General features: G+C 36.0%; 22 protein-coding genes and 1 tRNA gene. 6 read left to right on the plus strand and 17 right to left on the minus strand.

Annotated elements, in window-relative coordinates:
* The first annotated feature begins 107 nt into the window (after positions 1 to 107).
* Complete coding sequence (locus ACJJVN_RS02965; RefSeq protein ID WP_405370738.1) at positions 108 to 875, plus strand: alpha/beta fold hydrolase; 768 nt, start codon at positions 108 to 110, stop codon at positions 873 to 875.
* 101 nt (positions 876 to 976) lie between these two features.
* Entirely contained in the window at positions 977 to 1,576 is a 600-nt protein-coding gene (yihA, locus tag ACJJVN_RS02970) for a ribosome biogenesis GTP-binding protein YihA/YsxC (RefSeq protein WP_104515771.1), read from the plus strand.
* A 5-nt stretch (positions 1,577 to 1,581) separates the two neighbouring features.
* Here the strand turns inward: yihA and ACJJVN_RS02975 are convergent, their stop codons facing one another.
* The 3 genes from ACJJVN_RS02975 to gldB are packed head-to-tail and all read right to left on the minus strand — an operon-like array spanning position 1,582 to position 3,168.
* Positions 1,582 to 1,833 (minus strand): DUF3820 family protein, encoded by a 252-nt coding sequence (locus ACJJVN_RS02975; protein ID WP_405370735.1) that lies wholly within the window; start codon positions 1,831 to 1,833, stop codon positions 1,582 to 1,584.
* A gap of 13 nt (positions 1,834 to 1,846) precedes the next feature.
* A complete protein-coding gene (gldC, locus tag ACJJVN_RS02980; RefSeq protein ID WP_104515773.1) occupies positions 1,847 to 2,191 on the minus strand; it encodes a gliding motility protein GldC in 345 nt (114 codons plus the stop codon).
* Positions 2,191 to 3,168 carry a gliding motility lipoprotein GldB gene (gene gldB, locus ACJJVN_RS02985; protein WP_405377081.1) on the minus strand — a complete coding sequence of 326 codons (978 nt, stop codon included), beginning with the start codon at positions 3,166 to 3,168 and terminating at the stop codon, positions 2,191 to 2,193. Before gldB ends, gldC begins: the two co-directional genes overlap by 1 nt.
* A gap of 54 nt (positions 3,169 to 3,222) precedes the next feature.
* On the opposite strand from gldB, the gene nadE reads away from it, so the two are divergent.
* Together nadE and ACJJVN_RS02995 are read left to right on the plus strand one after the other, a co-directional pair.
* Complete coding sequence (gene nadE / locus ACJJVN_RS02990) at positions 3,223 to 4,011, plus strand: NAD(+) synthase (RefSeq protein WP_405377082.1); 789 nt, start codon at positions 3,223 to 3,225, stop codon at positions 4,009 to 4,011.
* 103 nt (positions 4,012 to 4,114) lie between these two features.
* Positions 4,115 to 4,738: a response regulator transcription factor gene (locus ACJJVN_RS02995; protein ID WP_104515776.1), complete on the plus strand. Its 624-nt coding sequence runs from the start codon at positions 4,115 to 4,117 to the stop codon at positions 4,736 to 4,738.
* Here ACJJVN_RS02995 and dnaG read toward each other — a convergent pair.
* From dnaG to ACJJVN_RS03030, 7 genes are all read right to left on the minus strand, one after another.
* Entirely contained in the window at positions 4,731 to 6,728 is a 1,998-nt protein-coding gene (dnaG, locus tag ACJJVN_RS03000; protein WP_405377083.1) for a DNA primase, read from the minus strand. The genes ACJJVN_RS02995 and dnaG overlap by 8 nt on opposite strands.
* Positions 6,729 to 6,837: 109 nt before the next feature.
* Positions 6,838 to 6,910 (minus strand) — tRNA-Met (locus ACJJVN_RS03005).
* Between the two features lie 122 nt (positions 6,911 to 7,032).
* A complete protein-coding gene (locus tag ACJJVN_RS03010; RefSeq protein WP_405377084.1) occupies positions 7,033 to 7,212 on the minus strand; it encodes a CPXCG motif-containing cysteine-rich protein in 180 nt (59 codons plus the stop codon).
* On the minus strand, positions 7,209 to 8,570 hold the full coding sequence (locus ACJJVN_RS03015; protein WP_346222334.1) for a TolC family protein: 1,362 nt from the start codon (positions 8,568 to 8,570) through the stop codon (positions 7,209 to 7,211). Before ACJJVN_RS03015 ends, ACJJVN_RS03010 begins: the two co-directional genes overlap by 4 nt.
* A complete protein-coding gene (locus ACJJVN_RS03020; RefSeq protein ID WP_405377085.1) occupies positions 8,563 to 11,781 on the minus strand; it encodes an efflux RND transporter permease subunit in 3,219 nt (1,072 codons plus the stop codon). The genes ACJJVN_RS03015 and ACJJVN_RS03020 overlap by 8 nt, the downstream gene beginning before the upstream one ends.
* Positions 11,778 to 12,932, minus strand: a complete 1,155-nt coding sequence (locus tag ACJJVN_RS03025) for an efflux RND transporter periplasmic adaptor subunit (protein WP_405377086.1) — start codon at positions 12,930 to 12,932, stop codon at positions 11,778 to 11,780. The genes ACJJVN_RS03020 and ACJJVN_RS03025 overlap by 4 nt, the downstream gene beginning before the upstream one ends.
* Before the next feature lie 79 nt (positions 12,933 to 13,011).
* Positions 13,012 to 14,940, minus strand: coding sequence for an ABC-F family ATP-binding cassette domain-containing protein (locus tag ACJJVN_RS03030; RefSeq protein WP_405377087.1), 1,929 nt, complete (start codon positions 14,938 to 14,940; stop codon positions 13,012 to 13,014).
* 57 nt (positions 14,941 to 14,997) lie between these two features.
* On the opposite strand from ACJJVN_RS03030, the gene ACJJVN_RS03035 reads away from it, so the two are divergent.
* Positions 14,998 to 15,381, plus strand: coding sequence for a DUF983 domain-containing protein (locus ACJJVN_RS03035; RefSeq protein ID WP_405377088.1), 384 nt, complete (start codon positions 14,998 to 15,000; stop codon positions 15,379 to 15,381).
* Positions 15,382 to 15,468: 87 nt separating this feature from the next.
* Here ACJJVN_RS03035 and ACJJVN_RS03040 read toward each other — a convergent pair whose 3' ends face one another.
* The 7 genes from ACJJVN_RS03040 to topA all read right to left on the minus strand — a co-directional run bounded on the left by ACJJVN_RS03040 (position 15,469) and on the right by topA (position 25,070).
* On the minus strand, positions 15,469 to 16,524 hold the full coding sequence (locus ACJJVN_RS03040; RefSeq protein WP_405377089.1) for an NAD(P)/FAD-dependent oxidoreductase: 1,056 nt from the start codon (positions 16,522 to 16,524) through the stop codon (positions 15,469 to 15,471).
* 102 nt (positions 16,525 to 16,626) lie between these two features.
* Entirely contained in the window at positions 16,627 to 17,556 is a 930-nt protein-coding gene (gldN, locus tag ACJJVN_RS03045) for a gliding motility protein GldN (RefSeq protein ID WP_405377090.1), read from the minus strand.
* 20 nt (positions 17,557 to 17,576) lie between these two features.
* A complete protein-coding gene (gene gldM / locus ACJJVN_RS03050) occupies positions 17,577 to 19,118 on the minus strand; it encodes a gliding motility protein GldM (protein ID WP_405377091.1) in 1,542 nt (513 codons plus the stop codon).
* A gap of 47 nt (positions 19,119 to 19,165) precedes the next feature.
* Positions 19,166 to 19,819: a gliding motility protein GldL gene (gene gldL, locus ACJJVN_RS03055; protein WP_405377092.1), complete on the minus strand. Its 654-nt coding sequence runs from the start codon at positions 19,817 to 19,819 to the stop codon at positions 19,166 to 19,168.
* Positions 19,820 to 19,875: 56 nt separating this feature from the next.
* Complete coding sequence (gene gldK, locus ACJJVN_RS03060) at positions 19,876 to 21,255, minus strand: gliding motility lipoprotein GldK (protein ID WP_405377093.1); 1,380 nt, start codon at positions 21,253 to 21,255, stop codon at positions 19,876 to 19,878.
* Positions 21,256 to 21,364: 109 nt separating this feature from the next.
* The gene (locus tag ACJJVN_RS03065; protein ID WP_405377094.1) at positions 21,365 to 22,522 is read right to left on the minus strand and encodes a formimidoylglutamase; all 1,158 of its coding nucleotides are present in this window, start codon (positions 22,520 to 22,522) and stop codon (positions 21,365 to 21,367) included.
* Between the two features lie 4 nt (positions 22,523 to 22,526).
* Entirely contained in the window at positions 22,527 to 25,070 is a 2,544-nt protein-coding gene (gene topA / locus ACJJVN_RS03070) for a type I DNA topoisomerase (protein ID WP_405377095.1), read from the minus strand.
* Positions 25,071 to 25,431: 361 nt separating this feature from the next.
* Between topA and miaB the strand changes: the two genes are divergently transcribed.
* Positions 25,432 to 26,904 carry a tRNA (N6-isopentenyl adenosine(37)-C2)-methylthiotransferase MiaB gene (gene miaB, locus ACJJVN_RS03075; RefSeq protein WP_405377096.1) on the plus strand — a complete coding sequence of 491 codons (1,473 nt, stop codon included), beginning with the start codon at positions 25,432 to 25,434 and terminating at the stop codon, positions 26,902 to 26,904.
* Position 26,905 lies beyond the last annotated feature (1 nt).

Genomic DNA, 26,905 nt, shown 5'->3' on the forward strand with positions numbered 1-26,905 from the left:
AACATTTAATTTTTTAAATAAAAACTGAATTTTCTCTTTAAAAACTAAAGAAATTGAGGCATCTTGCTACATTCAAAACAACTATATTTGCCACTTAGAATTACCCTATGACGCACGACTTAATCAAAGACGGTAAATTTGAATATTACATTACAGGAGAAGGAACACCTATAATCATACTTCATGGTTTAATGGGTGGATTGAGTAATTTCCAAGGTGTGATCGATTATTTCCCCTCAAAAGGTTATCAAGTAGTTGTGCCTACTTTACCGCTGTACACCACGCCACTTATTAAAACTAGCGTCGGTACATTTGCAAAGCACATCAACGCCTTTATCGACCATATGGGCTGGAAAGAGGTTATTTTACTAGGCAATTCTCTAGGAGGCCATATCGGACTAGTTACTACAAAGTTATTTCCTGAAAAAATTAAAGCTCTTATAATCACCGGTAGTTCTGGCCTTTATGAAAGCGCGATGGGTGAGAGTTATCCTAAAAAAGGAAATTACGACTACATCAAAGAAAAAAGTCAAGACGTATTTTATGATCCTGCTGTCGCTACTAAAGAAATAGTAGACGAAGTATTTGCTACGGTTAACGATCGCAATAAACTGCTTAAAACACTAGCCATAGCAAAAAGTGCTATTAGACATAACATGTCTAAGGATTTACCTAATATGACAACTCCGGTTTGTATCATATGGGGTAAACAAGATAGCGTGACCCCACCTGCAGTTGCAGACGAGTTTCATGAAAAACTTGCAGACAGCGACCTGTACTGGATAGATAAATGTGGGCATGCAGCCATGATGGAACATCCTGATGAGTTCAATGAAATTCTTAATAGCTGGCTAGAAAAAAGAAATTTATTATAAAGAAATATTTTTCCATTATTAATCCATAGTCATCGTGAATCAAACAGTTACTACACACTGTCTGATCATAAATCTAGCCGACTAATCATTACCTTTGCCATATGAAAATTACTAGCGCAGAATTTGTTATATCTAACCAAGACGTAAAAAGATGTCCTAACTCTGGAATTCCAGAATATGCATTTATAGGTAGATCTAACGTAGGAAAATCTTCTTTAATCAACATGCTTACGAACAAGAAGAGCCTAGCAAAAACGTCTGGTAGACCTGGAAAAACGCAATTAATCAACCATTTTCTAATCAATAAATCTTGGCACCTAGTCGATTTACCTGGTTATGGATATGCGAGAGTTTCTAAGACTAGCAAAGCAAAGTTTCAAAAATTTATCACTAAATATTTTGAACAGCGCAAGCAGTTAATCTCAGGATTTGTATTAGTAGATGTAAGACATGAGCCACAACCTATAGACGTTGAATTCATGGAATGGCTAGGCGAGAGTGGTATTCCTTTTAGTATCATTTTTACCAAAGCTGACAAATTAAAGCCTAATGCTTTAGAACGTAATGTAGAGGCTTACAAAAAGTACCTTACTGAAGGTTCTTGGGAAGAAATGCCCCCATACTTTGTCACTAGCTCTTCAAACAATCAAGGAAAAGAAGAACTATTAGAATACATAGGCGGTATAAACGATAGCTTATAAGACCGTTAAAAAACTGGTCTATCATTAACCGTATTTTTACGTATCTCACGTAAGATACCCTCGATACCATTTACTTTCATATCAAAAACAGTTGTCATATAGTTACCTAATTTACCTTTAGGAAACCCCTGCCTTCTAAACCAGACATAATACGACTCCGGTAACTCACTAAGGAATTTACCTTTGTGAGCACCGAAGGGCATTTTATACCATGACATTTCTATCAATAGATTGTGATCAAATAATGGTTCTTCCATTTATTTAAAAGAGTTACTTACTCTCTTTAAGGTTTAATTTTTCTGCAAAATAATCGCAAAAATCAATCATCGTATCTCTCATTTTATCATCATTTGTAGCACGATGATAAGTGTCTGCCATAGAAACAAGTGTCTGATGAAAAAAGACTCTCATCTCATCCACAGGCATATCTTTGGTCCATAAATCTATACGGAAAGACTCCTTCTCTACACTATTCCACATAGAAACCATCATAGCCTTAGCCTCTGCAGCATCTACACCACCATCTGGCGCACTCCATCTTATGTGTTCTGGCACTCTATTTTCATCTAGCTCGATCCCTATCTTAATAGTAGATCTATTTTTATTATCTGACATTATTGTAATGGTTTGTATTTAGATCGTTTAAAAATTTCTTCTGGTTTTAATTGAATCATTGTTTCTATATCCACCTCGTTATTCTCCATAAATGATTTCACCATTCTGTATCCTATATAGCGACCTACACCACCTGGCGTCTGCTGGTCTACCTCTAGATAGAATTTAGAAAAAGGTGCTGGTAGTATGAAACGAGATAATAATTTTGAATCTGTATCGTATAATAACTCGTTATCTATAAAATACCTCCACATCTCACCTTCATTCTCAACAGTAAAAGCATATTTCTCAGGAGTATAACTAAACAACTGATCACCAGTTGCGTTAGGCGCAAATAATTCTTGTAGATAATGTAACTTACCGTGATAAATCATATTACCCAGTAAACTACGTTCCATACTAGGCTCAACAAAGAGTCGCGCATACGCTAGAGAAGCATCAGCCGGTAGCTGTTCTATGTTTAAATTCTCCCTCTGATACTTATTAATCCCTATGTACAACTCATGATCCTTACCTAAATAAGTATCTATAGAAACTATTAATTGACTTGCAGTAGGTATCACCTTCTGTCTATAATTCACATCTGACAGGACTGTTACAACAGGAGTGGGCTCAAAATCTGGAAAATAATACACCACGTGTCGCATCACATCTTCTAACTCTTCTTCTATTTCTACATAATTAAAATCAGCATCGTCTACGGCTTTTTCTAATACATTATGTATGGAGTCTTTACCTTCCATTTTTGCCATCCACACGCTATCAGGCACTGTTACTGGAAAAAACAGTGGATACTCTCCTTTCATCGTAGACAAATCTGCTTTTTGAGCACCTGCAAACTCCTCATGAAACTTTACGAACTCTACATCTAGAGGTATATTAGAAATCTCTTCTTCTACTTTTGAACTAGATGTACATGAGGTTATCGCTTTCGCGAAAGCGACAATAACAAAAAACTTAAATAACTTAATCTTCATACCTCAATAACTCGCTATTATTTTATTTATTTTTAGGCTTGCAAAAATACGATTATGAAAACTGATAAAGTTACTGATTATATAGTAAAATGGTTAAAAGATTATGCTACGAAAGCCGGAGTTAAAGGTTATGTGGTAGGCGTAAGTGGCGGTATAGATAGCGCCGTTACCTCTACTTTATGCGCAATGACCGGGCTAGATCTACTTTGCGTAGAAATGCCTATCCACCAGCATGAAGATCATGTGACAAGAGCTCAAGAACACATAGAGCAACTAAAAAATCGTTTCAGCAATGTTAGCGATGTACGTAGTGACCTAACACCTGTTTTTGATATTTTCAAATCAAACATGCCTAGCATAGACAGCAGTCCACAGGTAGAACTTACTCTAGGAAACACTAGAGCAAGATTGAGAATGACCACACTCTATTATCATGGAGGTGTAAATGGCTTATTAGTTGCTGGAACAGGTAATAAAGTAGAAGATTTTGGAGTTGGTTTTTACACTAAATATGGCGACGGCGGTGTGGACGTTAGTCCTATTGCAGATTTAATGAAAAGTGAGGTTTATGCCATCGGTAAACTGGTAAACGTACCTGAAAGCATTATAAAAGCAGCACCTAGTGACGGTCTTTATGGAGCTGAAAAAACAGACGAAGACCAAATAGGAGCCAGTTATGACGAGCTAGAATGGGCTATGAATCAAATAGATAAAGGTCATAATGTTGAAGATTTAAGCGATAGAGAGCAAGAAGTGTTAAACATTTATTTATCATTTAACAGAAGGAATCAACACAAGATGAACCCTATTCCTGTGTGCGAAATACCCTCTAATTTTAGGTAATTTTTAACACCTAATTCTCTGTGATGTAAGGCAATACGCACACTTGATTTTGTAAGAATTACTATGAGCTGTATATATTTGTAGATACAATAATTAATAAGAAATGGACATTTTATTAGCAGACCATCATCCCATCTTTAATAAAGGGTTAAAAGCTATGATGAAAGACTATAAAGACTTTCAATTTGTAGGCAAAATAGATGACGGTAAAGATCTTATTTCTGGTATCACAAAACACGATCCCGATGTGCTAATTCTCGAAGTCGATTTACCCAATTCTAACGGTGTGGGATCCCTTAGAGAAATAAGGTCCCATTTTCCAAATATCAAAATTCTAGTTGTAAGCTGTCATCCTGAAGAAATATACGCTATAAGCTCAGTAAAAGCAGGCGCAAATGGCTACATAGCAAAAACGCGTTCTGTAAAAGAAATAAGAAAATCATTACTTACTGTTGCCAGTGGAGAAACATTCCTGTCTGAGGATATTAAAAATCAATTAAACAACAAGCAAACTAGTAATATTCTTAAATTCAAAAAACTATCTACTAGAGAGATAGAGGTCCTAAACTTATTATCTAGAGGTAAGCGTAATAAAGAAATAGCTCAACAACTATCTATCAATGAGAAAACAGTAAGTACTTATAAAACTAGATTACTTAAAAAACTAAACGTTGATAATATAGCAGACTTAATACATCAGTCACGCTTATTACAAATCACTAGCTAAACAAGAACCTACTTAAACCATCAGAAGGTATAACCGTTCTGTTTTTTAAATCAATTTTAGTCCTTAACAAATTATAATCCATTACTTGCCTTAAAGCCTCTTGATTATCAATTTCAGGTGAGTTTTTTGCTATAATCCTATTAATATTCTCCACTAGATCATAAATAAGAAACTGCCTAAAATGCAATAGAACTTGACTAGTATATTCCGACACAGACTGATCTTTGTGCTTAGGAAAAATCTGATTACGCTCCCAATCATGAAGACTATACTTATCATCTGACATTGTAATATCTGCGATAACACTTGCATATTGCCCCTCAAAAGCAGATAGTATCAATTGAACGTCCAGCTTTTGCTCTAATAGTAGAACATCAATTATTTTAGTATATATCGCCTGAAAATCAGGATTAGCAAACTTAATCTCATCAGAGTGTAGGTCCATGTATATTTTCTCATAAACACGTTGCTCTCCTTTTACTGTTTCATATTCGACTTCTACACCACTACCATCCTGAATATATTCATCTTCAAAAACTTCATCTTTTCCTCCGTATAATAACAAGATAGCAATAATAGAGCGCTCTAACAAACCTCTACGGTCTACATTTAAGTTCTCTGGAGAAATCTCCACTTTGGTCATAGGCGCTTGCGCTTTTTCTTTGACCTGCTTCTTTTTTTGCTCTATTAGTCCAGAATTGCGTACTTGTGCTAGGGTAGAAAACAACACATCTTCACCTATATCTAGAATAGCAGCACTTTCTCTAACATATATCTCTCTAGATATATCATCAGGTATTTTTGCTATACTATTTACTATATCCCTAATCATATCAGCTTTCTTAATGGGATCACCAGCAGCTTCTTCTTTAAGAAGGTTTGATTTAAACGAAATAAAATCACGAGCATTATTAGTAAGAAAATCTACTATTTCAGATTCCGTATGAGATTTTGCAAAAGAGTCTGGATCCTCTCCATCAGGAAAAGTGCAAACACGTACATTCATTCCGGTTTCTAATATAAGATCAGTACCTCTTATGGCCGCTCTCATACCAGCCGCATCACCATCATATAATACAGTAACATTCTTTGTAAGTCGCTGTATTAATCTAATTTGTTGACTAGTCAGCGCAGTACCAGAACTAGAAACCACATTCTTAACTCCTGCCTGATGCAATTGAATTACATCAGTATAACCCTCAACTAGATAACAGAGATCTTCTTTTGCTATAGCCTGCTTTGCCTCATATATACCGTAAAGAACATTTGATTTATCATAAATCTCACTCTGTGGAGAATTGAGATATTTAGCCGCTTTTTTCTCATTATTGAGAATTCTACCTCCAAAACCTAAAACTCGCCCAGAAAGACTACGTATAGGAAACATCACACGACCTTTGAATCGATCAAATTTCTTGTCCTCCTTAACAATTGAAACACCTGTCTTATTTAAAAACTCTAGTTGATAACCTGCTTTTATAGCTGCGTCGGTAAAAGCACTCCATTGATCTGGATTATAACCTAACTGAAAATAATCTATCGTTTCATCTGTAAAGCCACGCTCTTTAAAATAGCTATATCCTATCGCTTTACCTTCATCAGTTTTTAACTGCCCATGAAACCAATCTGCTGCATACTTAGAAACCAGAAACATAGACTCTTTCTCATTTTGAACCTGTTTCTGCTCATCAGTTTGTTGTGTTTCTTCGATTTCAATACCATACTTTTTTGCCAGCCATTTTATCGCTTCAGGAAACGTAAAATGCTCATGTTCCATAATAAAAGTAACCGCATTACCACCCTTACCAGAACTAAAGTCTTTCCAAATTTGCTTAACCGGACTAACCATAAAACTAGGCGATCGTTCTTCGGTAAAAGGACTCAATCCTTTAAAATTAGAACCAGACTTCTTTAATTGAACAAAATCACCGATCACCTCCTCTACACGAGCAGCGTCAAATACAGCATCTACAGTTGTTCTTGAAATCATTTGAAAAATATTCTAATATAAAAATAGTGTTTTCCCATAAAAGCGGGCCGCACTTAAATATATAAAACCAAAAAAAGCCCTTGATTTCTCAAGAGCTTTCTTTTCTTAGTAGCGAGGACTGGACTCGAACCAGCGACCTTCGGGTTATGAGCCCGACGAGCTACCTACTGCTCTACCTCGCGATTTAAAAACGATCAGTTACTTGTTTTACAACCTCAGATCATTACTCTGACAACTTCCTGTTCTAATGGGCTGCAAATATACGCAGCCTTTAAACCTTACACAAGCTTTTTTGAAAAAACTTTTACTGCCCAATCTCTCTAGCCTCAAAACCAGACATTTCACCATCAAAAAAAATTACTTTTAACTCAATAGGATTACAACACACTTCACAATCCTCGACATAAACCTGTGAATAAGCTGGATCTAATAACATAGATATCTCTTGCCAGCAATGAGGACACATGAAAAAATGTTCTATCATAAAGGGATATTAAGCAATTGACCAGCTAGTTGTAGCAATTGATACTCCGCTAGTTTTGCATCATATTTTGCTAGATTCTCAATAGTTTTTGCATTTAACAAGTTTACTTGCGCCTGTCTAAACTCGATACTTGAAACCTGTCCCAACTTAAATTGCTCTTCAGTTCTTTCAAAATTACTATTATTAGTGAGCACATTTTGCTGCTGCATTCTATAAATAGCAAGGGCATTGGTATAATTGCCTTTGGCATTTGCTATATCTCTACCTACCTCTTGCTCTACTTGCTTCTTAAAAAACTCTTCATTCTTAAAAGCTATTTTTGCATTGCGCAGTCCAGTAATACTTCTACCACCATCAAAAATATCCCATGTTAGAGTTGCTCCTACTCTCAAAGAACCACTTGTTCTAGTAGTAGCAGGAAAAAACGCACTAGATGGACTATCAGTTTGATTCCATCCATAAGAACCAGATAAACCTATATTAGGTAGTAACAGTGCTTTACTCGTCTTTATATCATAATCACTTATTTGTAAAGTAGATGCAGACTGCAATAGACGTATGTTATTTTCACTTACCTTTTCCAGATAACTATCTACTTTTAATAAATTTTGAAGTACAATAGTAGTATCTACCTTAAAATCACTTGTTAAATCTCTATTTAATAACAAATTAAGATCGCGTTTAGAATTACGCAGCTGTTGTCTAGTATTAAGAACATTTACACTATCCGTATTTATATCTACCCTAGCATTGAGCACCTCTAGTTTATTTACCTGGCCGTACTCAAACTGGTACTGTGCTCTCTCTTCTCGTTTTTTAGAAATTTCCAACGTTTGTTCAAAAACCCTTAAGTTTTCTGTAATTCTTGAAATCTCTAGGTAAACACTCATTAACTGTAAAGTCGTATTCTCTACAGTCGCTCGAGCGTCTAATTTGCTTAGACTATATTGCTCTTTTAAACGCTTGTAATTATACAACCTACCTAATCCGTCAAATAAAGTATAATTTAAAGCGATACCAGCATTGTACTGTCTAGTTTCTGCATCATTGATCTCAATGTTTGTGCGCGGCACTCCACTCGCATCTAGCGCACCGTCAAAGTCTGTAGTAGAATCTGTATCGTCATAACTAGCACTAGCAGTTCCTTGTAAAGAAGGTAGGTAACCTGAATTTAAGATACCTGCATTATTTTCAGCAATTTCAGTCGTGTTCTTTGCTATTTTAATTCCGTAGTTATTTTCTAGCATGAGCTCAACAGCCTGCTCCCTACTTAATAATGTCTCTGTGAATTGTTGTGAGTACGCTTTCGCGAAAGCGAAACACATAACAAGACCTAAACTATATAATTGCTTATTCATTTTCATTATCATCTAGTTCATTTTGCTCTGGTGCGACACCTGTCAAATCTCTTTTTTTAGCCTTTTTACCAGTACGTAACCAATATATAGCAGCCTCTGCACTATTACCAAAACTTAAAAATAGTGGCAACATAATCAAGGTTAGCACGGTAGCCATTGCTATACCATAAGAAATAGAAATAGCCATAGGTTTTAAAAACTGTGCCTGCCTACTCTTTTCTAATAATAGTGGCGCTAGACCAGCTATAGTAGTTATAGAGGTTAAGAAAATTGCCCTGAAACGGCTTTTTCCCGCCTCAAAAAGAGCATCATCAAAACTCAACCCTTCTTTTATCGAGCTATTAAACTTACCTATAAGCACAAGTCCATCATTTACCATAATACCGATCAAGGCGATAATACCAAGCAATGATAAAATATTAACCGGAAAACCATGAATCCAGTGTCCCCACCCTACAGCTACAAAACTAAAAGGTATAAGAACAATAAGCATGATAGGCTGCAACCAACTACGGAAGGTGAATGCAATCACAAAATAAATCAATAGCAAGATAACCGGACCTGCTACATTAAGGCTCGATATAAATTTATCTGCCTCACGTGCCTGACCACTCAAATAATTAGGCGATATAGTCGGATATTTGTTTTGTAGACCAGGAATAACCTCTGACTTAATATTTTCTAATATCTCTGTAGCATCCTGGCTTGGGTCTTTAAGATCTGCACTAATAAGAACCTCTCTTCTACCTTCTAGGTGATTGATGACAACATCACCTCTTTCTATCGTGTAAGACGCTACATCTCTTAGTGGCACACGGTCACCAGCAGGAGTTAATACCCTAAATTCATCTAAGTCTTTAATACTATTACGATTATCTCGATCATAACGCACCCACACTCTTATTTCATCCTGACCACGCTGAAAACGTTGTGCCTCTGTCCCAAAGAAACCAGATCGCACCTGCGCCATTACTGTTCTAGTGGTTAGACCTAGTGAATAGGCTGTCTCTTTCAATACTAGATTGATTTCTTTTATACCAGCAGGGTCGTTATCTTCTATATCTTTCAATAAAGGATTTGCCGCTAGTATTTCTTTAAACTCTGCTGTGGCGGCTTTAAGTTCTGTAATATCATTACTTAGTAAAGAAACTGCCACAGGACTACCACCAAAGTTACCACCAGAACCATAAGTAAGAGTTTCTGCACTAGGAACAACCCCTACAAGATCTCTCAAATAATTAGACACTATGGCGGCGTCTAGATCATCTGGCCTACTCTCTCCAGGCAATAGATTGATACGTAAACTAGCTGATGAGGACGATGTTTGTGATTTAATGATATTCTCAAACAACTGGATGCTATCACCATAAATCTCGTCTTGCAAATATTTTGCTGTAAATTCTTTGTTTACCTGCAGCGCTTTTACCTCTATCGAGTTAATGATCGAGTCTGTTATAAACTCTGACGTACCATTAGGCATGGCTAGTGTCACTGTAACTTGATCACTTGATATACGTGGAAAGAAGGCTCTTTTAATAACACCTCCATTCATAGACCCTACTGTTAAAAACAATGCCGCAAAGAATAGTGAGAAAACAAAAAGTTTATGAGATAATGAAAATTTCAAAACAGGTGCGTACAATTTATCACGCATCCAGTTCATAGATTTATCTCCATATTCATTAATCACTCGCATTTTTTGAAATGCCTTTGCAATACCTTTTTTAGGCTTATCCGACTTTGGCTGTAGAGCTTTAGAGTGTGCTAAGTGAGCAGGAAGTATAACCAGCGCTTCTACTAGCGACACAATAAGAGTTAAAATAACAATGACTGAGACTTCTCCAAAAATATCTCCTATTCTACCTTCTAAAAATAAAAATGTAGAAAACGCGAGTAATGTAGTTATGATAGCACTTAAAATAGGTGGAATCACCTCCATAGTACCATCGATAGCTGCTTGTACCGGTGACTTACCATCTTCATAATGTTGGTAGATATTTTCGGCTATCACAATACCGTCATCTACTAGAATACCTATTACGATAATCATCCCAAAGAGGGAAAGTACATTTATGGTAACATCAAACTGACCTGCAAATATGAACATTCCTAAAAATGCAATAGGTAAACCAAAGGCTACCCAAAATGCTAATCTAGTGTTTAAGAACACAGAAAGAAACAACAAAACTAACAACATACCGACGATAGCGTTTTCTGTCAATAGTGCTGTACGCTGATTTAAAGTTACAGAGAGATCTCTAACAATATCTAGATGTACGTTAGTAAATCGTTGATTATAATTTTCTATATATTCTTTAACATTATCTGCCGCGTCTATTAAATCCTCGGCATTTGTACTTGTTACTGTAATATTTACAGCAAGTTTATCATCAAAATAAGTAGCATTAGGTGTTTCAGAAAATCGATCTCTGATTATAGCAACATCTTTTAAAAGAACACTTGTACCGTCGGACAATGTTTTTACAGGGATATGACTTAATTCATCACCATAATAAGATCTACTATTTGCTCTAATCAGGTATTCTTCTGTATCTGTTTTAATATTACCACCAGTGGTGAGAATATTTGAACTAGATACAGCGTCAGAAATATCCTGAAAACTAAGACCATATCCATTAAGTGTATTTTCATTTACAGCGATCTCTATTTCTTCATCTGGATATCCTTCTATGGCTATTTGAGAAATACCGTCTATACCTCTTAGATCATTTTCTATCTCTCTAGCTAGTTGTTTTAAGGTTCTAAGCGGCACGTCTTCACCACTAAGGGCAAAAGATATAGTAGGCCTAGACTCTTCTCTTTTAGAAACAACTAATGGCTCCATACCAACAGGAAAAGAAGAAACGCGATCTACCGCATTTTTCACCTCTAACAACATGAAGTCTATATTATACCCCTTAAGTATCTCTACAGTAATGCTTCCTGAGTTTTCTCGAGATGCAGACGTTACCCTATCTATTCCCTCTATACCTTTAAGATTATCCTCAATCTTAAGAACAACACCTTCTTCTATCTCTTGAGGCGATGCTCCAGGGTAAGTCGCATTTATATTTATGATTTTTGAGTCAGTAAGTGGGAAGAAAGAAGATTTAAGAGAAACCATCCCAAAAACCCCAAAAATTATCATCCCTACTATAACGACATTTACAGCAACACTATGCTTTATGAAATAACCTATTATTGATCTCATGCTGCTTTTTTAGAATCTAACTCATCATTACTGGCCTTACTTGCAGTTTCTTCTGTCTCCACGATCATTCCTTGATAAGCCCCAGGCACTGATTGAGATATTATAACTGTTCCATCTTTGATACCTTTAACCACCACTGTTTTATCTGAGTAATGAATAGGCTGTACGGTTATCAAATCTAGCTTACCATCCTTAACAGCAAATAATTGATTCTCATTTTGTATTAAACTACGGTCCAACTCTACCGCGTCTTCAATTTGTTGTGCATCTAGATTTGCTGTAAGGTACATACCTTCTTTAAGGCTGTCGTTGTTTACTTCTATAACTGTAGTAATAGTTTGAGATGCTTGATCTACTTTTCCATTAATACGAGTCACCTTTCCTTGATAAGATTTTAAACTAGAAATATTGTTAAGCTCTACTTCTTCTCCTACTTTTAACAAGTCAGCAAAATCTGCACTTATAGCAACTTGCAATTCATAAGATCCTGTCTGTATAAACTCACCTAGCTGCTGCCCACTTCTTATTAGAGTACCTTCAGTCACCATAGCCTCAGTAAGCACACCTTTAAAAGGAGCGGTAATTCTATATTTACTTAAACGACTTTCTAGATTTTTAATATTATAATAAGTAGTATAGATATTACGTCCTGTAATAAAGTACTTTTCTTGCTCATTAACAGCAGTAGGTAAAGCTGGAGTACTTGCGTTACTATTCCAGTTAGAAAGATAAGACTGCCACTGCGCGAAAGAATCTGGATAATCCAGTCTTAAATCGGGCATGATTGCAGTAATTTGATTATTAAGATTACTTCTAGCACTTTGTACCTGTGCATAAAATTCTCTGTTATCCATGCTTATCATGGTCTGACCTGCGCCGTATTCTTGACCTTTTCTAAACAACTTACCGGTAGAATTAAAGACACCACTTACTTCTGCATATAATTCCACACGCTTTTTAGCTTGTAAAATTCCATTTGCTGGAATAATAATGGGTACTGTTGTGTTTTGGATCGTGTCTGTAACAACGATTTTAACATCCTTTTTTACTATAGGTTTAGGAGCTGTTTTACTATCAGCAATCATTTGTGAACCAAAATAAGCTCCAATGATAATTATAACAGCAAGAATTGTAAGAATAGCTTTACGCATTGTATTGATTTAGTGAGGCTTTGCAGCGACTCCAAATCTACTTCAGTAAAAATTCACGAATCTTAAATTATCCTTAAAGCTAGCTGTTAAACTGATCTAATTCTTCAGACACGGTTTCCCACTTTGTCATCCACTCTTCTAACTCTTTCTTTTTTGCTTGGTAACCATCAAAAAAACCTTCTTTCTTAACCAGTTCATCATAGTTTGCAGCAAGCTCTGCATCTAGCTTTTTAATGGTTTTTTCTAGGTCGTTAATCTTAGTTTCGGCTTTAGAGAGTCTATTATTAAGGGATTTTTGCTTTTTCTGATCTTCATAAGAGAGTTGTTTCTTTTCTGTTTCTTGCTTTCGCGAAAGCGAAACATCCTTAACCACATCTACTTTTTCAATCGCCCTCATATCTTCGGCCTTTCTTTTACCTAGATAATAATCTATATCACCGAGGTATAAGTTTAATTTATGATCGCGGAATTCATAAACCGTCTCTGTTAAACCCTGTAAGAATTCCCTATCGTGAGATACTACAATTAAGGTTCCATCAAATTTTAATAAGGCAGCCTTAAGTACATTCTTAGACTGAATATCTAGGTGGTTAGTAGGCTCATCCATAATTAGAACATTAAATGGCTGTAACAACAGTTTACATAATGCTAATCTATTGCGCTCTCCACCACTAAGTACTTTTACTTTCTTCTCTGCCTCGTCACCTCTAAAAAGAAAGGAACCTAACATATCACGCACTTTTACTCTATTACTGTCTGTTGCAGCATCTAGCATGATATCTAACACGGTTTTCTCTCCGTCTAAATACTCTGCCTGATTTTGGGCAAAGTATCCTAATTGAACATTGTGTCCTAAATTAATATCACCTTGAGCTTTTACATCACCCACAATAATTTTTGCTAAGGTAGATTTCCCCATTCCATTCTGGCCTACAAACGCGACACGCTTACCACGCTCTAGAGTAAGACTTACGTTATCTAAGACATCTTTATCACCAAATGATTTACTCACCTGATCGATCTCAAGAACTATTTTACCAGGCTGTATGGACTTAGCAAAATTTATATTCATCGCAGCATTATCTGTCTGCTCTATTTCCACCACATCCATACGGTCTAGTTTTTTAACTAGCGACTGCGCCATGGTGGCTTTGCTGGCTTTGGCTTTAAATTTTTGAATTAACTTTTCTGTACGTTCTATTTCCTTTTGTTGATTCTTAAAGGTAGCTTCTTGCTGCTCGCGCATCTCTGCACGTAGTGCTAAGAATTTAGTATAAGGTTTTGGATAATCATAAATACGACCTAGACTTATCTCTATAGTACGATTAGTTACATTATCTAGAAACATCTTATCGTGACTTACTATAACGACTGCACCTGGATAAGTTTGTAAAAATGATTCTAACCAAAGAATAGAATCTATATCAAGGTGGTTAGTAGGCTCATCTAATAGAAGAATGTCATGCTTTTCTAATAATAGCTTTGCGAGTTCGATCCTCATGCGCCATCCACCAGAAAGCTCATCTGTGAGCTTGTCAAATTGCTCTGGTTTAAAAGCAAGACCTTTAAGAATTTTTTCTGTCTCTCCTTTGTATTGATATCCACCTATAATTTCATATTCATGATTAAGATCTCCTATATCTTCTATTAATTTAGAATACGAGTCAGACTCATAATCGGTTCTAGTGGCTAGCTGCTCGTTGATTATCTCTATTTGAGCTTCTATTTGTCTCGCTTTCGCGAAAGCGGTATACGCCTCTTCTAAAACCGTACGGCCTTTTACAAAGTCGATGTCTTGTTTAAGGAAACCTATACTGATGTCCTTCTCGATAGCAATATTACCCTGGTCATAAGGGATATCACCAGAAATAACTTTTAAAAGTGTAGATTTTCCAGCACCATTTTTACCTATTAAACCTACACGGTTGCCCGGATTAAGCCTAAAAGTAATTTCTTCAAATAACGGTTCTCCACCGAAACTTACATGTAAATCGTGAACGTTGAGCATAGTCGTTTTGTATCTTTGCAAAGATGCGCAACTGCGCGTTAACACTAAAGCTTTCTTATGCTAAAAGGCACTAAATTATACAGCATTTTTACAGGAACATGCCCTGTATGCCAAAATGAGTCCATGTACACTAGTCACAATCTCTATTATCCTAGTAAAACGCAGGAAATGAATGAGAGATGCAGTCATTGTGATACTAAGTATAAAATCGAACCTAGCTTTTTCTACGGATCGATGTATGTGAGTTATGGAGTAGGTGTAGCTATTGCTATCGCCACTTTTGTACTGGGTTACTACGTACTAGACTTATCTCGATGGAATATATTCATAGCTATTACATTAATTTCTATAATTAGCTTACCCATGGTTATAAGGGTATCTAGAAATATATGGATCAATATATTCATGGATTATGATAAAACAAAAGACAAAAAAAGATAGCAAACTAAGCTAGTACACATATTACAAAAGCCGCTTTAAAATATTTTAAAGCGGCTTTTATAATTTTAATATATGGAACTGTGTGAATTATTTATAACACCTATCCACATTCATTTCTTCATTAATATCTGCATCATGATACATACTATCGTATAAATTTTGTGCAGCCCAAGGCGCAATTAACACTGCTCTACTGCCCATACCGTTAAACACATAATAATTCTTATAATCTTTGTGTGATCCTATAAATGGCCTCCTATCTAGTGTGGTAGGTCTTATACCGTGTTTATGATCAATAACTTCATAAGGCAAGCTCAGGAAACGTTCTAACCTAGAGGTTAAAAACTCTTTTGCGACTTCTGTAGAATTATCTGTAAGATCTTCTCTACTATATGTCGCGCCTACCCAAAACAAATCATCTACATAAGGCATGAGAAAAACAGATGATTTAACGATATGATCCAACTTTAAACCAGGAACTTTTATAGTAAGCACCTCACCTTTATTACCCTGTAAAGGCAAATCACTAAAATAAGGATTAGATCGCATTTTAAAACCCTCAGCAAAAATGATTTTATTTGCCTTAATCTCTTTATAATAAATATAATCTTCGTGATGAGACAATTGATCAAAATCAAAGGACTCCAAAATCAATGACGACATACTCTTATAATAATCTAAACTAGCATTCATAAAACCAATAGTATCCAACCAACCGGTTTCTTTTACAAGACCAAAATTAAATGGAGCATCAATACCATCAATATCGCGGTCGATTATGTCCGAATACATGAAACCCTTCAAATCCTCCTTATGAGATTTTCTTAACCATGTCTTAATTTCTTTATCGTCGTGAAATCTTCGAAGAATATTGATAGGATGTAGAAAAGAAACACCAACCATTTTTTCAATTTGAGGATAAAGAGAATTAAGAACTTCTAACTGCTGTGCCGACTTCCACACACTAGTAAACCTTTTTAGTATAGTAGGATTATAAACACCTGCTGCAACTGCTGAAGATCCTTTCTCTACATCAGAAATCATAATAATAGATTTCCCTTTTAAAATCCACTGCCAGGCAAGCGTACAACCAGCAATTCCAGAACCTACAATTACTACATCTACCGATTTTTTTAAACTCATAATATTTAATAAAGATGATATAAGTTACAAATATGATTTAAAATTAAAAGCAAAAAAAATGCCTCGCTATTGCGAGGCATTAATATTATCATACGTGAACTATTAATAGTTCCACATATCAATTTCAAAATTACGAACGATCTCCTTAAGTCTATCAGACTCTAGAAGCTGCATCATAGAGTTATCAGAAATATACTGATCGATCTCTCTATCTCCTTGAACGTTATCCATCTTATAAATAAGAGCATTGAATCTTCTTGAATTTAAAATGTGATCAAAAGAAATAGGTCTAGCAGAATTCAAAGTATTAAATGCTTTTGAATTATGTAACATCTCTCTTGCATCTGGATAATAGATCCAAAACAACTCAACACCTGTTGGATCATCTGGGAAGTTTACATCTGGAGTTACTGGACAAATACCCAATAATCTATATCTTAATTCACTTTGACGTGTATCAAAATACCACAAACCTCTGATTCTATATTCCTTTACATCATCAGCACCAATAGTTTTAGTCTCAACATACTCATCAAAGCCAGGAATATTGTAAGTAGTATCAACATCTAAAGGTCTAACACCTTCATCGAGAACAACTCCTTCTTCATTAAGAACATTAATACCTGCATCAGTTATAATCTGACTTTTTAAGGTACTCTCAATATCTTTAAACTCACGAGCTTCGTTGAAATAAGAATCACCAAAAAGAGTAATTTCACCAGACATCGCTGCCTTAGTCAAGACATGGTACAAAGAACGACGTTCCTTACCGACATAATTAGTATCTACTGGGTAGTACAATGGGAAATTAACTCTCTCATCAAGATCAATAGATTCCCATACCGTACGTTGCCATAAGATATCACGATCTCCTACAAAACCATATGGTAAAGGTTTATCGTTATCATTTTCCATTTGAGATTCAGTTTTAGTACCGAATTCAGCTGGACTTTTAGCGTTAAGGATATTGTTTTGTGCATAAGCCGTTCCTGAAAGAACAACTGCTGCTAATAAAACTATGATCTTATTCATAATTTGAATTTAAATTTTTATTAATCTGTAATTTCGATAGCAATGTCAGAAACACTCTTCACGTTTACACCTGGTAAAACCGCTTTAATTTTAGTAATCTGAACAATTGATCCTTTACGTGCTTTCTTCAAAGTGTTCTTTGCAGCTGGACTTAATTTAGTACCAGAAACAGGAACAGAAGGCTGTCCTGAAACCTTGAATGTAAACCCTGTAACACGAGGTTTCAAGTCAAAATCAAAGTCTAAAAACTCAGCAGAAACCGTTGAAATACCTAAGTTAGAACGTGTCTTTCTCACATTTTCATAAGACTTACTTATCATACCAGTAGGACGTGGTAAATCTTTAATACGGAATTCTTTTGAATCTGAAACCTTTGCTCCATCAGGTAAAGTTCCTGTTACATTGATTTTCACAGTTCTACCTGCCCCAGGACTCATCATATAACTATTACCACTCTTTCTAGTTAAACCAGGCGCAGAAGCATTAACGCTATTTCCAGAAATACCTGCAAAAGAGATAGTCATTGGGTTGGCCACACCACGGTAAACCACATTCATCTTGTCTGCAGCAATAGTTGCTGAATTAGGCTTAGGAATAGTTGCGAAAGATTGATCTACAACAACTTCTTTTTCCTCACCATCCTCGTCAAAATAAAGTGCACCAGTAATCTTATGGTCACCTGCAGACCCTGCTCCAACTTTAAGACTAATCCTACCAGACTCGATAGTATATTGATTTTCACTAAGTGTTTTACCGTCTAATTTAAGCTCTACTCTTTTAGGCTTTAAAGTTGCGTCTTTACGACCCAATACGATTTGACCATCAAAAGTTTCGCCATTATAGTAAGCTGATTTAGGAGATTCCATAAGAGTAGTATAGTTATCCATACTAACTTCTTTCTTCATCTGTCCAGCAAGTAAAGAACTAAGAACTTCAGCTTGTGTTGTTTTAACTTGACTTTGTAATAAAGTAACCTTAGCAATAGAAGCAATGATAGGATAACCTTTATAGTTATAGTCTAAATAAGACATTGTTACACCTTCACCGTTTTCTACATCACTAGGAGTAAATTTAGCACCTAATGCCGTTTGAATTTCCTTATTCTCAGGAACGATTGCTTGCATATCCTTACGGTAAGTATCCATTTTAGATAAAAACTCTTGACCATCTTCAGTAATAACACCTCCTTTAAGGAATTTTACGTCAAGAAAATCTCCTTTATCCATAGTTGCATAGTCAGTTGCATCTTCAACACTACCTTCCATTTCACCTTTAAGAGCTTCTAGATAAGAATAATAATCGTTAGAAATTTTTTCTACCTGCTCACCTTTAACTTTAAGCGGTGCATACTTCTCAGGTTGCTCACCAGCTAGCTCTGCTAATCCTGCCATAGCTGCATTATTCTTTGCAGTTGCGGCAACATTACTCTCTTCTATATTTACATTAAGTAAACCGAATGCATTAAGCACCTCTTTACTCATGTTTAATGCTAACATTGAGATAAAAACCAGATACATCAGGTTTACCATCTTCTGTCTTGGGGACTGTTTTCCTCCTGCCATAATATTCTAATTAGTTATTTTTAATAATAGTTTTAACAATAAACTAATTAAGCTTTCATAGCTCCTAACATGTTACCATAAACTCCGTTAAGAGAAGACAAGTTATTAGTAAGACCTGCCATTTGCTCTTGCAGTTTTGTTGCATTTTCTGCAATAGCTTCATTAGCTTGCGCTTGACGAGAAGAGCTTTCAACTTGAACTTTATAAAGGCTGTTTAAAGATTCCATTTGAGCAGCAGCAAGAGCCATTTCTTCAGAATATTTTTTAGTAGAAGACATTGCTTCAGCAGTTGGAGCTATTCCTTTAGCAGCACCTTCAAAAGAACGGATACTGTTACCTAAACTAGACATCAACTCACCATCAAGCTTAGCTTCTTTGAGCATAGCATCTAACTTTTGAGATAATAATCCTTGAGCATCTTTAGGCTCTTCTTTTTTAACGGCTTTTTTATTAGCTAATTGTCCACCTGCTAATTCTGGGTATACTAGAGACCAGTCTAATTCATCTTCTACTGGTTCAAATGCAGAGATAAAGAAAATAACTGCTTCAACGATCAAACCGATCATAAGAAGGTTGTTTCCAGAAAAACCGTATCCGAAATCCCAGTGAAGGATTTTAAATAATGCTCCAACAATTACTACAGAGGCTCCGATACCGTAAGCCATGTTAAATATTTTCTTTGTTGTTTTAGACTGTGCCATTGTGTTAAGTTTTTTAAATTAAGTTAAGTTAAGTTATTATTTACTTGATTGAAAATCTAGTTAGTTGCAGCGTTAAGAGTAACATCAGTACCCATGTACGACTGTACCGTACGGAAACCTATATAACTTCTTGCGCTATCTTGATATTCATAATCACGTGTACCAACTTGAAGGAAATAAGAAACATCTTTCCAAGATCCACCACGTACACCTTTACGCTTATTACTCGCATCATTCACTACAGGACTCATAGAAGACATATGCTCATATGCACCAGCTTCATAAGAAGAGTTTACCCATTCTGAAACGTTACCTGCCATGTTATAAAGATTATACTCATTAGGCTCATATGCATCAGCCTCTACAGTATACAAAGCTTGATCAGCAGCATAATCACCTCTTAAAGGTTTAAAGTTAGCTAAGAAACAACCTCTATCATTTTTTGCATAAGGACCACCCCAAGGGTAAGTCGCTCCTTCTAAACCACCACGAGCAGCATATTCCCATTCTGCCTCAGTAGGAAGACGGTACTCATTTACACGCTCTACATTTCTTTGCTTACGGTATGCATTGTGATATAACGTTCTCCACTGACAAAAAGCTTTAGCCTGATTCCAGTTAACACCCACTACAGGATAATCACTATATGCTTCATGATAGAAATAATCATTATGCATAGGCTCATTGTAGCTGTAATTAAAATCACGAATCCACACTGTTGTATCAGGATAGATTTCAACAGGAACTTGCTTTATAAAATCTTTTCTAGATTTAGACTCATCACGATTTCTAGCTGCCGCATTCATATCAAGACTTGTATAAGTAAAGATAATTTTTTTAGTATCAATCGTACGTTCTCCGTTATACGCTTCTTCAAAAGGTATGATCATATTATCATAAACCTCAGCATAGAATTCATCTGGCATCTCTTCCGTATCCCAAATCAAATCTACATCGTGATTCAACTTACGACCTTCATAACCAGTAGGTCCTAATCCTACATAATTATCTTGAACATATTGCTCCCAAGGTGTCAACTCATCACCATCTGCTCCTTCAGCATCAAGAAATGCAAACTCACCGATTCCATCATCTCCAGGAAGAGCTCCATTCTCATCAGCCATAATCGCAAGATTAGTTCTAAATAAAGAATCTCTTGTCCAGTAAACGAACTGACGATATTCTGCATTAGTAATTTCAGTTTCATCCATATAATAGGAAGGAACTGTAACGGTCTTAGTAGGCGCGTTACGAGTTGCCGCAATATCATCATCGGATTTACCCATAATAAATGCACCACCAGGCACTAACGTCATACCATAAGGTTTTTCTGGATGCCATTTCTTTCCACGCTCTCCTGTAACCATTCCTCGGTCTCCTTTTCCACAACTTGCAAACAGTGCTACTACTGCTAAAAGGACAAATAACTTTTTCATAAGGGTATTTTAAGTTTTCTTTATGAATTAAGGCCGTAAACCTATCTAAAAGATTTCGATTCCACAACTTTTTTTTATCAATAAATTAATATAAGAAAAGATACCTTCTCTATATTTCATTCTTACGCCTCGCTTTCAACCATCTATCAGGAAGAATTTGATCACATGCCATCTCATAATCTCGTCGATCGCATGGTAATAACGTATTTTGTTTTAGTTTATTATTAACATTTGAAATAAATGGTAATTCAATCCACCAGCGTCCACTATCATTAGATTTGTAAAAGGTAAGAATTTCGTCATCAATAGGTACTTTATAGATCATACATCCATTTGAGATATCGACAGGATACTCAAAACTTCGATAATTGAACCCTTCGATGAAGTACCAAATCATCTCTGCTGCAAGTTGAGCTCCAGAATTTCTCTCGCTATTAATCTCAAAAACTCCAAAAACTTTAAGCCGATCACTTATCCCTGCATATCTCGACAAACTGCATACTTGCTTTCCATCAAGTCCGTTTGGGTTTGCTTTTTTGTAAGAAAGATCTCCAGCTCTCACCACACTCATATCTACCCCAACAATATCTGCATCTCTAACAACAGGTTCAGCTAACGTAATATCATTATCCAAGTGCCCCAATCGTATTGCATCAAAATACATCCTATCTAAAAGATCTATCTCATCTTGTGAGTTAAAATAAGTCTGAAAACCTAGATTGCTATAATTAAATAAATTATAAGGTTCTAACGCAATCATTTTACCTACATAACTGCGAGAAGTAATAGGTAGCTCAATATCACCTAAATCAAATCTGCAATCTACGTTCACCACGTTTATCATGTGTTGAAATTCGTCAAAAGCACGATATATAGGATACATTAAATCCTGACTACCTCCTAAGAATATAGGAATAATACCTTCTCTTAAGAAATACTCCGTAATTTGTCGAACTACATAATACGTGTCTTCAACACTATCTCCAGCGTGAACATCTCCAAGATCTGCTAGCGCACTACTCCAGTTACCAGGATATAGTTCATATAATTTCTCACGCACATGGTCCAGACTTTCCACTTGAAAAAGTGCATTAGAATCTCTACGATTTTCTAATACGCCTATAAGAACTAACTGCACACCTTTTAAACTAGGCAAGCCATCTTGTACAGTATGCAACCTTATAGTTTTTGCTATAGTCTGACTAGGTTGCAATTCGGCATGTGTAACAACGGTATCGTTGAGAGGTTTTAGAAACTCTAAAGCCATTTACTTATTTCTTTGTTGTTTTCTTTTTAACCGGTGTTTTTTTCTTAGCAACGGTTTTCTTTTTTGCAGACGCTTTCTTTTTAGCTGCTGCTTTTTTCTTAGGAGCCTTTTTTGCGATAAGCTCTTGAGCTTTTTCTAATGTTATTTTCAACGGATCGATATCCTTAGAAAGCTCAACCTTAATCTTTCCTTTAATAACATTATGCCTACCCCATCTAGCCTTCTCAATTCGTATTCCCTCTTCTTCCCAGTCTACGATAAGCTTATCCTTCTCTTTCTGAATCTTGTCCTTTATCAAGGTTTCAATATCGTCATTAGATAGATTATCAAAATCATATTTCTTGTTTACAGAAATAAACATGCCTGCCCATTTAATATACGGACCAAAACGACCAACACCTTTAGTCACAGGCTGCTCGTCATAACTATAAATAGGAGCATCTGCTTTTTCTTTCATCTGAATCAACTCTGCAGCACGCTCAAATGTAAGAGTCATAGGGTCATCATCCTTCTCTAGACTTACAAAGGTCTTTTCATTAAATTTCACATAGGGACCAAAACGCCCTTGATTTACCTCTACTGGATAACCATTATACTCACCTACAGTTCTAGGCAATTTAAACAACTCCATTACCTCTTCTAGAGTAATCGTATTCAGGTGTTGAGTAGGTAACAAACTAGCAAACTCAGGTTTCTCTTCATCTTCTACTGTACCTATTTGCGCCATAGCACCGAATCTTCCTAAACGCACACTAATAGGCTTACCACTTTCTGGATGGACTCCTAATACACGTTCTCCCACTTCACGCTCTGCATTTTCAGCAACATCTTGTACCGTAGGATGAAAACTCTTATAAAAATGCCCCATCATGTCGGTCCATTCCTCCTTACCTTCGGCGATATTATCAAAAGACTCTTCCACATTTGCTGTGAAATTATAATCTAAAATACTACCAAAGTGTTCTACTAAAAAGCTGTTCACAACTCTACCAACATCGGTAGGAATCATTTTATTTTTATCAGACCCAGTCTTTTCAGTAAGCTTTTTCTCTGCCACCTTATCTTTACTTAAAGTAAGTTGAACATAATCACGCTCTAGACCTTCTGACTGTCCTTTTTCTATATATTTTCTATTTTGAATAGTGGTAATAGTAGGCGCATATGTAGACGGACGTCCTATACCTAATTCTTCTAACTGTTTAACTAGAGATGCTTCAGTATACCTGTAAGGTGGTCTAGTAAACCTCTCTGTAGCTGTAATTCTTTTATTTAGTAACGATTGCCCTATTTTAAGATCTGGTAATAATCCTTGCTGCTCAAGATCTTCATCATCCGTACTTTCTAAATATACTTTTAAGAAACCTTCAAACTTTACAATCTCACCACTAGCAGTAAAATTCTTCTCATGCTTATCTGCAGATATAGTTACATTAGTTCGTTCTAATTTTGCATCACTCATCTGACTTGCAATTGCTCTTTTCCAGATCAATTCATACAGACGTATCTGGTCGCGATCTGCTCCAGAACTATGGACAGCAAAATTAGTAGGACGTATAGCCTCATGCGCCTCTTGAGCACCTTTAGACTTTCCTTTATAATTACGTTCCTTATGAAATTCACTTCCATAAGCTTTATATATCTCCTCTTCAGCACCTTGCTTTGCCTCCTTACTTAAGTTAACAGAATCTGTTCTCATATAAGTAATTAAACCAGCCTCATAAAGACGCTGTGCTAGTTGCATGGTGCGACTTACGTTAAAAAACAATTTACGTGACGCTTCTTGTTGTAAAGTAGAAGTAGTAAATGGTGGTGCTGGAGATTTTTTAGCCGGCTTTTTAACAAGGTCTGCTACTTCAAATTTAGCCCCTTTATTTACCTCAAGAAAATCTTGAGCCTCTTTAAGTGACTTTAAATTGCTAGGTAGCTTTGCTTTAAGTAACGCTCCTTCTTCCGTATTAAAATCTGCATCGACTCTGAAAAAATTATCAGAATTAAAGTTCAGTATTTCATCCTCACGTTCTACGATTAAACGCACAGCTACCGACTGTACACGTCCTGCGCTCGCTCCACCTTTTACCTTACGCCATAAAATAGGTGAAATTTCATACCCAACTATACGATCTAGTATACGACGCGCTTGTTGCGCATTAACTAGGTCATAATCTATAGTACGTGGGTTATCAATCGCGTTTTGCACAGCACTTTTAGTAATCGCATTAAACACGATACGCTTAGTATTTCCTGCTTTAAGATCCAGTTGTTCTGCCAGGTGCCAGGCAATGGCCTCACCTTCTCGATCCTCATCACTTGCTAGCCAGACCATTTCTGCATCGGCAGCCATTTTTTTGAGTTTTCTAACAAGGTCCTTCTTGTCACTACTCACTATGTATTTAGGCTCAAAATTCTTATCTACATCTACACCTAATTCCTTAGAAGGTAAGTCTGCAATATGCCCAAAACTGGACGCCACTTTAAAATCTTTACCTAGAAATTTTTCTATCGTTTTCGCCTTAGCCGGCGACTCTACAATAACAAGATTCTTTGCCATTAAACTATGATTTTTGAAATGCAAAGGTATGAGTTATTTTTATGACCTCCACAAACATCTGTTAAACAAGTAGTTAAAAAGACTCTTGAAATTTTAAACCGTTCAGTTCTTGACGTTTAACCTTAGACACATATCTGTATCTTACCATTATTTTACTCTATAAAAATGTTTTTTGTGCAAAAAGATGTTTAGAATTCCGCTTTCGCGAAAGCGAGACCACATCAAAAATCGTCCTTATTATATAGTTTATTACCTCTATGAAAGGAGGCCTTAAATTAGGTTGAAAAAATATTAACCAACTTAATGCTGCCATTGTGTCATAAAACATATCTTTGCAACGTTATATTAATGATGACGATTGATGGAAAAGATTATTGAAGAAGATAAGCAAGGGACTGCTGTCGTGTTAGAACACAATGCCACCAACACACGCAAACTCTATATAGAAAGTTACGGATGTCAGATGAATTTTTCTGATAGTGAGATAGTTGCTTCTATTCTTGCAAAAGAAGGATTCAACACTACTAACAACATGGAGGAGGCTGATCTAGTATTAGTTAACACCTGTTCTATTAGAGACAAAGCCGAACAAACTGTACGTAAAAGATTAGAAAAATATAACCGTGTTAAGGAACGTAAGAACCCTAACATGAAAGTAGGTGTTCTAGGCTGCATGGCCGAAAGGTTGAAATCTAAGTTTCTTGAAGAAGAAAAAATAGTAGATATGGTCGTAGGACCAGATGCTTATAAAGACCTACCTAATCTCGTTGCAGAAATAGATGAAGGAAGAGATGCTGTAAATGTACTTCTATCTAAAGAAGAGACTTATGGAGACATCGCGCCGGTAAGATTAAATTCAAATGGAGTAACTGCTTTTGTATCTATTACCAGAGGTTGTGATAACATGTGCACGTTTTGTGTAGTACCATTTACTCGTGGTCGTGAACGCAGTCGTGACCCACATTCTATTCTAGAAGAGGTGAATGATTTATGGAATAAAGGTTTTAAAGAAATCACTTTATTAGGACAGAATGTAGATTCTTTCCTATGGTACGGTGGTGGTCTTAAAAAAGATTTTAAGAAAGCTAGTAAAATGGCAAAGGCCACTGCGGTAGATTTTGCTCAATTATTACACAAAGTAGCAAACGCACATCCAGACTTAAGAATACGTTTTTCTACAAGTAATCCACAAGATATCAGTGATGATGTTTTACATGCTATTGCAGCCCATAGAAACATATGTAATTACATACACCTGCCTGTACAGTCTGGTAGCAATCGTATCTTAAAAGAAATGAACAGACTACACACTCGTGAAGAATACATGAATCTAATAGATCGTGTACACGCTATTATACCAGAATGTGCGGTCTCTCAAGATATGATCACTGGTTTCCCAACAGAAACAGAAGAAGATCATCAAGACACTTTAAGTCTTATGGAATATGTAAAGTATGATTATGGATTCATGTTTTCTTATTCTGAGCGACCAGGAACAATGGCAGCTCGTAAACTAGAAGACGATGTACCTGAAGAAGTAAAAAGCAGGAGACTTAGTGAGATTATAGCCGTACAAAGAAGAACTGGTCATGAAAGAGCACAATACTTTATAGGTAAAACAGTAGAATGCCTCATTGAAAAGGAATCTAAAAAATCTGATCGACACTGGGCTGGAAGAAACACCCAAAACTACGTTGCTATTTTTGATAAAGAAGATTACAAAGTAGGTGAATATGTTATGGTAGAAATTACAGACTGTACAAGCGCTACTCTTAAAGGAAAAGCTATAGGGTATAGCGACATGAAAGGACCATTAACTTACGACACCGTATAAT

The organism is Nonlabens sp. Asnod3-A02, assembly GCF_045063755.1.
Lineage (GTDB): Bacteria > Bacteroidota > Bacteroidia > Flavobacteriales > Flavobacteriaceae > Nonlabens > Nonlabens xylanidelens.